The organism is Candidatus Neomicrothrix sp., from assembly GCF_035329545.1.
Lineage (GTDB): Bacteria > Actinomycetota > Acidimicrobiia > Acidimicrobiales > Microtrichaceae > Microthrix > Microthrix subdominans.
Genome location: NZ_DAOLGP010000002.1, coordinates 84,691 through 97,673, shown reverse-complemented (window position 1 = coordinate 97,673; position 12,983 = coordinate 84,691). Strand labels below are relative to the sequence as shown.

The 12,983-nt window shown below is 68.2% G+C and carries 9 protein-coding genes; 3 read left to right on the top strand and 6 right to left on the bottom strand.

Features of this window, described 5'->3' with window-relative positions:
- Window positions 1-9: 9 nt before the first annotated feature.
- Window positions 10-3,858, bottom strand: coding sequence for an AAA family ATPase (locus PKD89_RS01930; protein ID WP_289012386.1), 3,849 nt, complete (start codon window positions 3,856-3,858; stop codon window positions 10-12).
- On the bottom strand, window positions 3,855-5,114 hold the full coding sequence (locus tag PKD89_RS01925) for an exonuclease SbcCD subunit D (protein ID WP_289012385.1): 1,260 nt from the start codon (window positions 5,112-5,114) through the stop codon (window positions 3,855-3,857). The genes PKD89_RS01930 and PKD89_RS01925 overlap by 4 nt, the downstream gene beginning before the upstream one ends.
- A 55-nt stretch (window positions 5,115-5,169) precedes the next feature.
- On the opposite strand from PKD89_RS01925, the gene PKD89_RS01920 reads away from it, so the two are divergent.
- Both PKD89_RS01920 and hepT read left to right on the top strand, forming a co-directional pair.
- Window positions 5,170-5,445: a hypothetical protein gene (locus PKD89_RS01920; RefSeq protein WP_289012384.1), complete on the top strand. Its 276-nt coding sequence runs from the start codon at window positions 5,170-5,172 to the stop codon at window positions 5,443-5,445.
- Entirely contained in the window at window positions 5,442-5,876 is a 435-nt protein-coding gene (gene hepT, locus PKD89_RS01915; RefSeq protein WP_289012383.1) for a type VII toxin-antitoxin system HepT family RNase toxin, read from the top strand. The genes PKD89_RS01920 and hepT overlap by 4 nt, the downstream gene beginning before the upstream one ends.
- Here hepT and PKD89_RS01910 read toward each other — a convergent pair.
- The gene (locus PKD89_RS01910) at window positions 5,858-7,261 is read right to left on the bottom strand and encodes an MBL fold metallo-hydrolase (RefSeq protein ID WP_349257310.1); all 1,404 of its coding nucleotides are present in this window, start codon (window positions 7,259-7,261) and stop codon (window positions 5,858-5,860) included. The two genes, hepT and PKD89_RS01910, sit on opposite strands and share 19 nt — an antisense overlap.
- A 376-nt stretch (window positions 7,262-7,637) precedes the next feature.
- On the opposite strand from PKD89_RS01910, the gene PKD89_RS01905 reads away from it, so the two are divergent.
- Complete coding sequence (locus tag PKD89_RS01905; protein WP_289012381.1) at window positions 7,638-9,851, top strand: LuxR family transcriptional regulator; 2,214 nt, start codon at window positions 7,638-7,640, stop codon at window positions 9,849-9,851.
- A gap of 15 nt (window positions 9,852-9,866) precedes the next feature.
- Here the strand turns inward: PKD89_RS01905 and PKD89_RS01900 are convergent, their stop codons facing one another.
- From PKD89_RS01900 to PKD89_RS01890, 3 genes are read right to left on the bottom strand one after another with little or no spacing between them, the layout of a single operon-like run.
- Complete coding sequence (locus PKD89_RS01900) at window positions 9,867-10,802, bottom strand: sulfite exporter TauE/SafE family protein (RefSeq protein WP_289012380.1); 936 nt, start codon at window positions 10,800-10,802, stop codon at window positions 9,867-9,869.
- Window positions 10,803-10,806: 4 nt separating this feature from the next.
- A complete protein-coding gene (locus PKD89_RS01895) occupies window positions 10,807-11,418 on the bottom strand; it encodes a rhodanese-like domain-containing protein (protein WP_289012379.1) in 612 nt (203 codons plus the stop codon).
- A gap of 57 nt (window positions 11,419-11,475) precedes the next feature.
- Window positions 11,476-12,852, bottom strand: coding sequence for an MBL fold metallo-hydrolase (locus tag PKD89_RS01890; protein ID WP_289012378.1), 1,377 nt, complete (start codon window positions 12,850-12,852; stop codon window positions 11,476-11,478).
- Window positions 12,853-12,983 lie beyond the last annotated feature (131 nt).

Here is a 12,983-nt window from a genome sequence, read left to right as displayed (position 1 = left end):
CCCACCATCTCACGCCACCTCGGCCGACGACCCCGCAGCCGATGATGCCCCTGCCGGCGGGTTGCCGATCAGCTGGGTCAGCTCGCTGCGACCGCCGCCCATGGGCGTGACCTCGATCGCCACCGGCAGCACCGCCTTCAGCTCTTCGACGTGGGTGATCACGCCGATCATCTGACCCTCGGAACCGAGGTGGTTCAACACCTCGATTGCGGTGTCCAAGCTGTCGGCGTCGAGGCCACCAAAGCCTTCGTCGATGAAGGTGGCACCGATGTCGCGGCCAACCCGCTGGGTGGCGATCGTGTCGGCCAGGCCTAGGGCCAGGGCGAGCGATGCCTGGAAGGTCTGGCCGCCCGACAGGGTGCGCACCGGCCGGCGGGTGCCTGTCTCGGCGTCGGCGATCGACAGGTCGAGTCCGTGCTTGGACCGTTGGTCTGCCGCCTCGTCGTCGACGTGAATCTGGAAACGACCACGGCTCATCGCCCCCAGGCGGCGGTTGGCCGAGGTGACCACCTCGCGCAGGTGGTGGGCCAGGACCCACGCCTCCAGCGTGACCCGCTGTGCATTGTGGCCTCGGCACATGCGCGCCAGGCGGTCGGTGGCCTCGTAGTCGGCCTGCGCAGCGGCCCGCTCATCACCCCGGCCATCCAGCTCGGCGATGGCCCGGCGTGCACGACCGAGGTGATTGCGTGCAGTGGAGGCGTGCTCGATCAGTCGGTCGGCAGCGTCGGTGGTGTCAGCCAGCTGGGTGGCCAGCCCGTCGAGGTCGGGGGCAATCAGGCTGAGCCCGCCCTCGACAATGGCGACCAACCGTTGGGTGAGGGCGAAACCCTCGCCGTCCCAACGGTTGATCGAGGCTTCCAACCTGCGTCGCTCGGATTCCTCGAGTGCTGCGGCCGTGACATCGTCGATGTCGTTGAAACCCTGGCGGGTCAACGAGGACCGAAGGGCAGCCTGGGACTCGAGGTCGGTGTGGGCCGCAGCGTCGAGACGACCGAGCGAGGATGCGGCCCGTCGCCCAACCGTTGCCAGCGTTTCGCAGCGTTGCGCCAACTGCGCATGGGGCCAGATGGCATCCGGCGACGACAGCTGAGCGGTCGCCTGCACCTGAAGCTGGTCGGCCTGGGCAGCTGCGGCGTGCTGTTGTTCGGCGGCCTTCGAGCGCTGAGGTGTGAGGTTCTCGATCTGGAGGGCCAGCTCTGTCCGATGCTGGTCCAATTCGACGACGGCCTCGACGGCGGCGAGACAGCGCCGGTTGTCGTCCGCTGCGGTCGCAACTCGTGTCTCCAGGTCGGCGGCGGCCTCATCCGCCGAGTCGCCCAGCTGCTCGAGAAGGGCGGCGAGTCGCTCGCTCCCGGCGGCTTGTTGGCCGTGAGCCGTTCGGTCGCGCTGCTCCAGGCCCTGGCGCTGCTGCGCCAACTCGGTCAACCGATGCTCGATGTCGGTCACGGCCACGGCAGCAGCGACGGCCCGATCGACCAGGTTGTGGGCCGCACGGTGACGTTCTGTGAGCCCGGCGATCGATTCGGCGGCGTCGTCGCCCAACTCGGCGACACACTCGTCGAGCCGGTCCTGGAGCGCCGAATGCTTGCTGATAGCGGCCATGTTGGCTGCGTGGGCGCGTTCGAGGTCGGCGGTGGAGACGGGCTTCGCCCCGGCCGGCGCAGTCGCGAGGTGCGGGTGTTCTGCCGAGCCACAGACCGGGCAGTCGTCGCCATCGATGAGCGCGGCCGCCAAACGAGGCGCCGCATCGGCGGTGAAGGCGGCCATGAGGTCGGAGTAGACGGCGGCATGACGCTGCACCGCAGAGGCGGCGTCGGCCAGCTCGGAACGGGTCTGGTCTCGGCGCTTCGCCAGCCGAAGTGCCGTCGCAGCTCGTTCGGCCTCGCCGCGATGATCTGCGACGCATGCGGCTACCTGACGGGCGGCATCCCGCTGGGCGGTGAGACGGTCGGCTTCGACCGTGAGCGCCTGCGTCTGCTGTGCCACGGCAGCGAGCTCAACGTCGATGTCGGCCAAGGCGAGACGCTCGCCGTCGAGGGCAATCCGAGCGTCGCGCAGCCCGGTCGCGTGGGTCAGCGCAGCCTGGGCCCGGTCTGCGCCGCCGGCCAGCGCAGCGAGTTCTTGGCGCTCGGCGTCCAGCGAGCGCTGTTGGATCGCCAGCTCGTCCAGCTTCGCGCTCAGGTGCGACACCTGCTTCGCCGCAGCGTCGGCCTGGTCTTGGCGGGCCGAGGCCTGCCGGGCCAACTCACGGGCCTTGGCGATCTCGCCGGCGCGACCCCGGAGCTCGCCGGCGCCCCGGTCGGCGAGTTGGGCCAGGGCTTCGAGCCCATCGGCGAGCCGAGCCCGATCGGATGTGGGGACACGGGTCAGGTCGAGGTGGCCCGCATCGATGAGCCAGCCGGGTAGGGCGGTCGCCGACCCTGCGGAAGCCTCGGCCAGCACCGAGGCGGCGGGCGGCGCTCCGCACTCGTTCGGCCAGAGCTCGATCAGTTCGGTGAGCTCAGAGGCCGTCTGCCGCAGGGCGGTCTCGGCGGATGTCTGTGCATCGGCCAACTGGAGCGAAGCTCGTTGAGCGACCTGGTGGGCGTCGGCGACCCCGGCGGCGCGCAGCGCCGCATCGAGCTGCAACCTGTTCGCCTCCATCCCGTCGAGTCGCTCGATCCGCCTCTCGAGCTGCGCACGCTCGGTGCGGAAGCCGGCCTGACGCTCGGCGAGCTGATGTGCTGCGTTGAGCGCTCTTTCGGCGTCATTGCGTGCCGCCCGGTGCTCGTCGCGGCGCCGGTCGAGCAGCGCCACTCCATGGAGTTCCAGCCGCTCTGCCCGGTCGCCGAGCGAGAACGTCGTCGGCACCCCCGCGTTGGCCGTGGGCTGAGGAGCGGACGAAGTCGGCCCGCCTGTTGGGTCGCCGGTCGTCGCCGCGTCGAGAGCGGAGGAAACCTCGCCCTCGGTCTCGTCGCTGTCCTCGGCCGCAGTGCCGCCGAAACCGTCGTCGGGAACCAGGCTGAGCTGGCCGGGCCCGGCGGCTCCTCGCCGCGTTCGTTTGCGTCCGGCATCCGGTTCGGTGGTCTGGCCGGCAACTGGCTCCGGCTGCTCGGCCGCCTCGACCATCGATGTGAACGTGGCCTCCGTCGGGGAGGACCTCGTCAACGGCGGCAGCTCGATACCTTGCGCCTCGACGAGTGCCTGCAACGCATCCAGCTCGGCGTCGGCGGTGTCTTCCGAGCGGGACACCTCGGCGATCATCGAGTTGCGTCGCGTCTCGGCGGTTTTGGCTCGTCGGTCCAGCAGCTCTTGGGCTCGCTCGAAGCCTGCGGTGTCGAAGAGCGTGCGCAGCAGCTTGGTTCGTTCGTCCGACGTGGCGTGCAGCACCTCCTGGAAGCGGCCCTGTGGCAACAGCACCACCTGTTGAAACTGGGCGGGGGTCAGGCCGACCAGGTCGGCGCAGATGCGGTTGGTCTCGGCCCAGCGGTGCGCCATCGGCTCCCAGGCGCCGGCCGACCGCCGGTGCAACTCGACCGACTGCTTCTCGGTGGTGCTGCCGGTGCCCCGCAGCTTTGGACGATCCTGCTCTGGCTGACGCACCACCCGATAGGCGGTGTCGTCGACCGTGAAGGTGAGCGATACCGAGGTGAGGTGTCCAGGGTCGGCGGCGTCGGAACGGACCTTGCCCTCCCGCAGCCGGTTGCCGGGCAACTCGCCGTACAGCGCCCAACACATCGCGTCGAAGATGGACGTCTTGCCGGCGCCGGTCGGACCGGACACGACGAACAGCCGGGTGTCGGCCAGCGCATCGAAGTCGACCTCAGCCCGAGTGGCGTAGGGACCGAACGCCTCGATGACGAGTTGGTTGGGCTTCATGGCTGAGCCCCAGTCCCAGCCATCGACGGGGTTGTTGGGACGCCAGCGGCGTGATCGCCGGGCGATGCGTCATCAACGTCGGCGGAGAACGCCTCGGCCAAAACCTCGCCCAGCAACTGTTCGTCGGATGAGGTGAGCGGCTCGGTGCTGAGCTCGTCCCAGAACGATCTGGCTGCCTCGATCGGGTCGAGGGCTCGCACCTCGGAGCTGGTGGCCTGCGACGGGGCCCTGCCCGTGCGGTCGGGAAGGTGCCCGATCTCGACCAGGTGGGGAAAGTGTCCGCCCAAGATCCGTCGGGCATCAGCTGGAAGCACGGGGTCGGTCAACTCAACCCGCACGTACGCAGAGCGCTCGTCCAACTCCGGCGCTTTGGCTACGAGGTCGTCCAAGCGCCCCCGGCGAAGGATGACCGGCCGCCCGGCCTCCACCGGGATCGCCTCGATGCTGACGGCGCCGCTGCGGTCCATGTCGACGACCAGCACTTCCTTTTTCGTGCGGTCGTCCGTGGAGAACGAGTACGCCAGCGGGCTGCCGCTGTACCGCAGTTGGTCGCGTCCATCCACCTTTTGACTGACGTGGAGGTGGCCGAGCGCACCGTAGGAGAAGCCGTCGAAGCGCCGGGCCGCCACCTGGCCGGCGTCGCCGACGGCCAATTGGCGCTCGGACCCACCTGCGAGCCCGCCCGACACGAAGGCATGGGAGATCACCAGGGAACGAGGTGCCCCCTCGGCCGCCGTCCGGGCCAGGTCGAGGTGGTGGGCGAGGACGCGGTCGTGCGTGCGCCATGGACCGTGACGGCCGGCTTCGAGGTGCGCGGCCTCCACCTCGTCGGACCGGTCGGCCGGCAAGGCGGCGGGGGAGAGGAAGCCCACCGCTGCGACGGCGAGGGGCCCATCGGAGAACTCCCAGCGGTGCAGTTGGCCGGCGCTGGCGAAGCCACCCCGCACCAGCACGCCCGAGCGTTCGGTGAGGCCGTCGTAGGCCGACAAGCGCTCGGCCGAATCGTGGTTGCCAGCGATGGCGGCCACCTTGATGCCGGACGACACCAGCCGCTTGACCGTCGAGCGGAACAGCGCCACCGCTTCGGTCGGGGGAACGTCGCGGTCGTACACATCGCCAGCGATGACGACCAGCTCCGCACCCTCGGCGACTGCCAGGTCGACCAGCCACTCGCAGAACACCCGCTGGTCGTCGATCAGCGCGTGTTCCCCAAGGCGTCGCCCGAGATGCCAGTCGCTGGTGTGGATGAACTTCATGTGGATCGACCCTACGGATCAGGTGTGACAGCGAAGCCGAGGCCCCGAGCCCGGAGTGTGGATCGGCTTGTCCGGAGCGATGGCCCGCAGACGAGCGCAGCCGGTGCCCAAACCACACGCGTGTCATTCACTCTACGCCACCGGTTACGACAACATCGACGTCGCCGTCGTTACGGGGGAACATCCGGTGCTCGATGCCGAGGCGATGGGCGGAATCCCACTGTACGAGCGTGTCTCGGGGGCGTTCGCCGAAGCGCAGATCACCGCCATCGGCCATTTATGGGACACCGCGAAGTTCCGCGAACTCGACCGCAGGTTGCTGACGAGATGACACCGGCGGAACCCAGCCCGGATGTGGTTATCCGCCGGCTCCGGATGATGCGGGACGCGCTGGAGACCCTTGACGGATTTCGAGGGGTGGACGCCGACCGGTTGGACGGCGACCCGGTCACCCGAGCAGCGGTCGAGCGGCTGCTCCAGGTGATTGTGGACCTGGCCTTCGACATTAATGCTCACCTCGTTGCCACAACCCTGGGGCGCTCTCCCGAGACCGGCCGTGCCTCGTTTCATGACCTCGTCGAAGCTGGTGTGCTCGACCCCGCGCTCGCCGTCACGCTGGCACCGGCCGCAGGGCTCAGAAGTGTGTTGGTGCATCACTACGTCGATCTGCGGATGGACCTGATCGCTGAAGCGGTTCGCACAGTCGGAGATGGGTTTCCCGCCTACATCACCGCCGTGGCTCGCTACCTCGAACCATCCTGACCTGGCCACGCTGACCCCGATCGCTCGGTGGGCAAACCCAGCTCGGCAACCCGGTCGTAGTCGTCGTCGATCAGCGTGACGTCCTTGCCGGCCCGGGCGAGCAGGCTGGCGGCGATCGACGCTCGAAAGCCTGTGGCGCAATGGACGAACAGGTGCTCGTCGGGCACTTCGTCGAGGTGGTCGAGCAACTGATGGATGGCGACGTGGGTCGCGCCGGCCAGGTGGCCGTCGGCCCATTCGTCGTCCCGGCGCACGTCCAGCACCACCCCGCCGTGCTCACTCCGATGCTTGACAACGTGATCGAAGGTGATCGCCGGATAGGACGAGTGCTCGTGACCCTCGCCCCAGACCTTCGGACCGCCAGCGGCGCCGCCGGCGGGGCGGTCAATGCCGATGCGAACCAGCTGACGCTGGGCCTCCGCCAGATCCTCGATGGTGTCGGCCACCAGCGTGAGTGCCGTTCCCCATGGGATCAGCCAGCCCAGGTAGGTGGCGAAGGGATCGTCCAACTCGATCCCGATGGTGCCGACAACGTGGTCGGTGGCGTAGGCGCGACGATTCCGCAGGTCGACCACCCACTCGCCCCGGTGGATCCGCCGGGACAGCTCGGTGGGGTCGACCGGCGCGGCCGGGGAGAGGTCGACCGGGATACCGCCCGCACGGTTCATCGGCCCCATCTGGGCGTAGTAGGCGGGATGGTCCGACAGACCACTCATCAGTCGTTCGACGAAGTCGTCCTCGTCCTCGATCGTCAGCGCCAGGTTGACCGACCGCTCGCCGGTCAGGGTGCCGTCGGAGTCGTCGCCGCCCTCGGAGGATGAGCAGAAACTGCCGAAGCCGTGGGTGGGGTAGAAGTGGGTGCCACCCGGAAGCGAATCGATCATCCCCCGAACCGACCGGTACTGCTGGCGGGTCAGCGTGTCGGTCAGGTCGGCTGCGACCAGGTCGGTTCGGCCCACCGAGCCGTACAACAGCGATCCTCCCGTGAACAGCGCCCCGGGCCCGGCCTCGTCTCCGCTCTCGGTCACGTGGTAGCTGAGGTGGTGCTGGGTGTGGCCCGGCGTCGCCAGGACCCTCACGGTGAGGGTGCCGACCTCGATGGTGTCGTCGTCGCCCACGCCCCGATGATCGAAGGGCAATTCCTCCGCTGCAGCGTGCAGGTAGGTGGCGCCGGTGCGCCGGGAGAGGGCGAGCCCACCGGAGACGTAATCGTTGTGAAGGTGCGTCTCGGCGATGTGGGAGATGGTGACCCCCGCCTCCTCGGCGGCCGACAACACACGGTCAAGATCCCGTTGGGGGTCGATCACGAGCGCCACCTCGCCGTCGTGCACCAGATAGCTGCGGTCGCCGAGCGATGGCGTTTCAATGGTGTGGACGATCACGATGTCGTTCTCCTTGGAATTCAGAGCAACTGGGCATTGATCTGAAAGCGGTGTACCCAGGAGAAACGATCAGAACACCGAAACCCGGTAGTTGGCCTGGTAGCCAGCACCCGATCGGTGATCTGCCCGCCGAACGATCTGGCGTTCAACGCGCATGGACGAGATCTCAAAGAGCTGTTGCGGCAAGGTCTCGCAACCTTCCATGGGGCGTGTAGGGCGCGCTCGTGTCGGTGTCGAGAACCGGGGTGCCCAAGAGCACCGTCGCTAGTGTGAACTCGTGGAACACGCGCCGAGGAGTGAGGCCAATCTCACCACGGTTCTGACCGAGTTGGGCGTCGAACCGTCGAGCGTTGGACGACCGCCCCTGCGGTCCGGTGTCGTGCAGCGGCCATTGCTGACCGACCGACTGGCGAGGGCGATCGAGTCGCCTCTGGTCGTCGTTGTGGCGCCCGCGGGATACGGCAAGACCATTGCTGTGAAGCTGTGGGCGGAGGCCGATCAACGGCCGTTCGCCTGGGCGCAACTCGGTCCCGCCGACGACGACCCGGTGTACCTCCTCCGACACATCGCCGCAGCGATCCACACCTGCTCGCCGCTGGACCCCGAGGTGGTGCGGGTTCTGGTGGGGCCGGGGCGTCCGTTGGACACGGCGCTGCTCCCGACGCTCGGCCGGGCCGTGGCCGCACGGTCGCCGATGGCGATCGTGCTCGATGACGCACACCTGGCAACGTCCGATGGTGCGCTTGAGGTGATCCAGGAACTCCTGCGATACCTCCCAGTGGGATCCCAGTTGGTGCTCATCTCCCGGCAGCCCCCGCAACTGCAGCTGGCCCGACGACGCCTCGAGGGTGGGCTCGCCGAGATCGACGCGGAGGACCTTACGATGGATGCTGACGAGGCGCGCAAGGTGATCTCGGTGGCCGGGCTTCGCTTGAGCGAGTCCGAGACCGACGATCTCATCGACCGTACCGAGGGATGGCCAGCGGGGCTTGGCCTGTCGATGCTCGCACTTCGAGAGACCGGACGCGTCCGGACCGCCTCCGGCGTGGCCGACACCGGCCGCTCGATCGCCAGCTATCTCATGGACGAGGTCCTGGGAGGCGCCGACGAGGACACGGTCGATTTTCTGTTGCGTTCATCCGTTCTGGAAAGGATGAACGGACCGCTGCTCGACGAGGTGCTCGGCCACTCCTCGGCGGCCGACCTGCTCGCCGGGATCGACCGGTCGGGAAACCTCTTCCTCGTCGCGCTCGACGACCGTCATGAGTGGTTTCGATTTCACCATCTGGTCGGTGACGCATTGCAGGCCCGTCTCGACTCCGAGCGTCCAGTTGAAGCCCGGACGCTGCGGTCGCGAGCGAGCAGGGCGCTCGAGGCCCACGGCGACATCGATGGTGCCATTCGCCAGGCCGTCGCTGCGGGCGACACGGACCGGGCGGCAGAACTCATTCTCGGCCACTCGCTCAAGCTGATCAACGACGGTCGGGTCGGCCTCCTCGGCCAATGGATCGAGCTGGTCGGTCCGGACCTGGCCGAGCGGAACCCGTCGTTGGCCATCGCTCGGGCGTGGTACGGCGCCGGCACCGCCGATCCGACGGTGATCGCCAGTTCGATCAAGGCCGCCGAAGGGTTGGTGCACGAGGGGCCGCTGGCCGACGGCAGTCCGTCGCTGGACGTGGCGATCGCGGCGGTCCGTTCGATCGTCGCCGCCGAGGGCACCGCCGGCGTGCTGCGGGACACGGCGATCATCCGCGACGGCGGAGGCCCCCGGACCAACCCGTGGTGGGGGTTCGCAACGTGTCTGGCCGGCACGGTCGCATCGCTCGATGGGGAGAACGCCAAAGCCCGGGATCTGGTGTACGCAGGGGTTGGCGAAGTGGCTCACTCGCCCTCCTTTGAAGCCGGTTTTCTTGGGGTCCTCGCGTTAATCGAAGCGGATGATGAGGACTTCTATCAGGCGCGCCGTCATGCCCGCCGAGCGATGCGGCTCTGCACGGATCACAACCTCGAGGGCGTGTCGTGGGTCGTTCATGCCTATGCAGCCGAGGCGTTGATGACCGCCCGCGAGGGCCGTGCCGACGAGTCGCGTGAGGTGGCACTGCGCTCTCGTCGGCTGATGGCCCAGTTGGGGGACCTGTCCCCTCGTTCGGCGTTCCGGGGGTACCTCGCGTTGGCGCAGGCGGCGCTGGTCCTCGGCGACCGGAACGCTGCCCGTTCGTTGACACATGAGGCGGTGCTCGCTCGACGCCTCGACCCAACGTGTTCGCACCTCAACACCAAACTGGACTCGTTGAAATCGGTGCTTGGCGGCGCGGACGGCTCTCAGCGTGATCCAATATCGATCTCCACAGCCGAGTTGCGCGTGTTGGCGTACCTGCCGACCCACCTGTCTCTCGGAGACATCGCCGAGCGCGTGTTTGTCAGCCGTAACACCGTGAAGTCCCATGTGGCGGCGATCTACCGGAAGCTGGGTGTCGTGTCGCGCGCCGAGGCGGTGGCGGCCGCTGACCGGCTCGGCCTGCTCGGTGTGGCGGGCCCGGTGCCCCAAACCCTCGCCGACGCTCAGCAGAAGATGGCGAACGACGCCACCTGACAAATCTCGGTGTGGCTACAGGAGCTGTGAGATCGAGCTGACCGCCGTGTAGGCGGCGAGGGCGATCAGTAACACCACGAAGCCGGTGGTCAGCTTGGCTGCGGGTACCCGGTCGGCGATGCGCTTGCCCAGCACGGTGCCGATGATGGCCAGCACCAGAAACGGCAGCGCGTCGCCCCAGTGGATGTCGAGTGACCCGGCGCGCAGGCCGAGCGCCATCGCCGAGTTGATGGCGATCACCACCAGCGAGGTACCCACTGCGTCGGGCATCGAGAACCCCATGGTGAGCACCAGGGCGGGGACGATGACGAAGCCGCCGCCCACTCCGAAGAAGCCGGTCATCAGGCCGACGACGGTGCCGGCGAGCAGCACCTTGGGCAGGGCCGCCCAGCTGAGGCTCTCGGGATCGTCGGCCTTGGCGGAGGGAGGGCCGGCCGTCCGCCCGGCACGGTCGGTGGTCGTCGAAGCCGCCCCAGCCTCACGGGCCGGGGCCGCCGGCGAACGTGTGGAAGCCTCTGACGTACTGGAACCCGCCGGGGCCGCGACAACCTCGGGGGTCTCTACGGCCGGGTCGGCCGCCGCAGGGGAGACGCTCTTGTTGCGGCGCCACATCGCGACAGCCGCCGCCACCATCACGCCGCTGAAGGCCAGCAACAGCACATCGGGGTCGACCGCCTGGTTGGCGGCGGTACCGATGTAGCTGCCGCCCAGGCCGGTGATGCCGAACAACAGCCCATGGCCCCACTTCACCCGGCCGGCCCGCCAGTGCGACCCGACGCCCATGAACGACGCGGCGCCGACGACGAGCAGGCTGGTGCTGGTGGCGACCTGGGCGGTCTCGCCTGCCCCGTACACCAGCGCGGGGACGGCCAGGATCGAACCGCCCCCTCCGAGGGCACCCAAGCTGAGCCCGATCAACAGACCGAGGGGACTGGCGAGCAGGCCGCGCATCGGCTCAGGCCCGCCCGGTGAGCTCGTCGACCATCTTGTCGATGTCGCACGAGTTGCTCTGGTTGTACGGCAGGCGCCCGAGGAGGTTGCCCATCATGCAGGTGTTGGATGCCGCTGCGAACGCGAGCCCGCCGCCGACTGCTCCGGCGAGAAACCGCGCCTTGGGGAACTTGACGCTGGCCAGCACGCTGCCGGCAATCATCGATCCGGCGACCATGCGAACCTGACGTTCGATGTCCCAGCGAGCCTCGCCGCGCGTGAGCGGGCGGCTGCCGTCATCCCACCCCATCAGCCCCCCTTCAAGGATGTGGGTGTTGGACATCCCGGAACCGGCGAGCGTGCGGTTGGCCTGGGCTGCCCGGCCGCCCGACCGGCAGATGATCACCACCGGCACGTCGAGGTGGGCGCGGATTTCGTCGGCGTGCTCGCCCAACATGTTGAGCGGCACGTTGTAGCTGCCGGGGATGTGGGCGGTCTCGAACTCGGCCGGGCTACGGACGTCGAGCAGCCTCACGTCGTCGCCACGCTCGAGCCATCCGGCCATGGTTGCGCAATCGAGCCGATCGCCGGTGAACTCGGCGGCAGTCGGGGTGGTCGTGAGGGTAGGGGAGGGCATAGGAGGTTCCTTTGTTCGGGGAGAGTTGGGGAGGAGCGGCGATGGGGCCGCTCGGGGTTAGGCCGGGGCGTGCAGCGCAACCCAGGCGTCGTAGCCGCCGAGCAGGTCGGAGACGTCGGTTGCGCCCTGTGAGCGCAGCCAGCTGGCGCCCAGCGAGGAGCGGTAGCCGCCGGCACAGTGCACGACGATCGGGCGGTCGAGGTCGATCTCGTCGAGACGGTCCTGCATCTGGGCCAGGGGGATCTCGAGCGCCCCGGGGATGGAGCCGAGGGCGATTTCGCCCGGGTTGCGCACATCGATGACCTGCACGTCGTCGCTGGCAATGCGTGCCTCGTCGAACGCTGCTGCGGTCAGGCGGGAGCACCGCGCGGTGACTTCAGGTTGGGTGACGAACGCAGCCTCGGGGCCTTCGAGAACGCCGATGACGTTGTCGAAGCCGATGCGTCCCAGGCGCAGCTGCGCTTCGGCGCCTTGGCCCGGGTCGGTGATCAAGACGATGTCGGCATCGTGGGGCACGGCGATGCCGGCAAACTCGGCATAACGGCCTTCGAGGCCCACGTTGAGCGATCCGGCCAGGTGCCCCTGGGCGAAGTCGAGGGCGTCACGTACGTCGAGGACGGCCGCCCCATTGCGCTGAGCTTCGAGCACCTGCTCCAGGTTGAGCTGTGCGGGCGGATCGGTGTCGAGCAGCTCGCGGTCGGAACGGTTGGCTACTGCGTCGAAGAAGAAGTACTTGGGCGCCGCTGGCTGTCCCTCGGTCACCAACTCGACGAAACGTTCCTTGCTCATCGGTGCGAGGGCGTAGTTGCTTTGGCGCTGTTCGCCCAGGGTGGAGCTGGTCTCGGTGGACAGGTTTTTACCGCAGGCCGAACCGGCGCCGTGTGCCGGGAACACCCGGGTCTCGTCGGGCAACGGCATGATCTTGTTGCGCAGCGAGTCGTAGAGCTGCCCGCCCAACTCCTCGGCGGTCACGCCGATCGAACTCAGCAGGTCGGGACGCCCGACATCACCGATGAACAGCGTGTCGCCCGTCAGCACGCCGTAGGGCGTCTCGTCATCGGGATGTTCGTAGACGACCACCGAGATTGACTCGGGGGTGTGGCCAGGGGTCGCTCGAAACTCCAGCGTGACCTCGCCCAACGAAATCCGCTCGCCGTCGGTCACCTTGCGGATGGCGAACTCGGTGTCGGCTGCTTCGCCGTAGATGATCTCGGCGCCGGTCGCGGCCGCCATCTCGAGGTGGCCGGAGAGGAAGTCGGCGTGGACGTGGGTTTCGATGACGTATTTGATCTCGACTCCGGCCTCTTTGGCGTCGGCCAGGTATTCCTCAATGTCGCGTCGGGGGTCGACCACGGCGGCCACCCCTGCGTCCGTATCAGCGACCATGTAGCTCGCGTGGGACAGGCAGTCCAGGTAGTACTGGGTGAACAACATCGGTGTCTCCTCGATGGTGGTACCGCTCAGGCGAGTCGGTTTAACGAATGTCCGTACATTAGCACCAACCGTCCGACCGTACGTCTATTCCCAAGCCGTGCTGAGCCGCGTCGGCGACTTGCCCTGTCAGT

Bases quoted from the DNA above. Each gene is read 5' to 3' on its own strand.
- PKD89_RS01925 (WP_289012385.1), bottom strand. From the start codon at position 5,114: ATGAAGTTCATCCACACCAGCGACTGGCATCTCGGGCGACGCCTTGGG.
- PKD89_RS01895 (WP_289012379.1), bottom strand. From the start codon at position 11,418: ATGCCCTCCCCTACCCTCACGACCACCCCGACTGCCGCCGAGTTCACC.
- PKD89_RS01900 (WP_289012380.1), bottom strand. From the start codon at position 10,802: ATGCGCGGCCTGCTCGCCAGTCCCCTCGGTCTGTTGATCGGGCTCAGC.
- PKD89_RS01890 (WP_289012378.1), bottom strand. From the start codon at position 12,852: ATGTTGTTCACCCAGTACTACCTGGACTGCCTGTCCCACGCGAGCTAC.
- PKD89_RS01930 (WP_289012386.1), bottom strand. From the start codon at position 3,858: ATGAAGCCCAACCAACTCGTCATCGAGGCGTTCGGTCCCTACGCCACT.
- hepT (WP_289012383.1), top strand. From the start codon at position 5,442: ATGACACCGGCGGAACCCAGCCCGGATGTGGTTATCCGCCGGCTCCGG.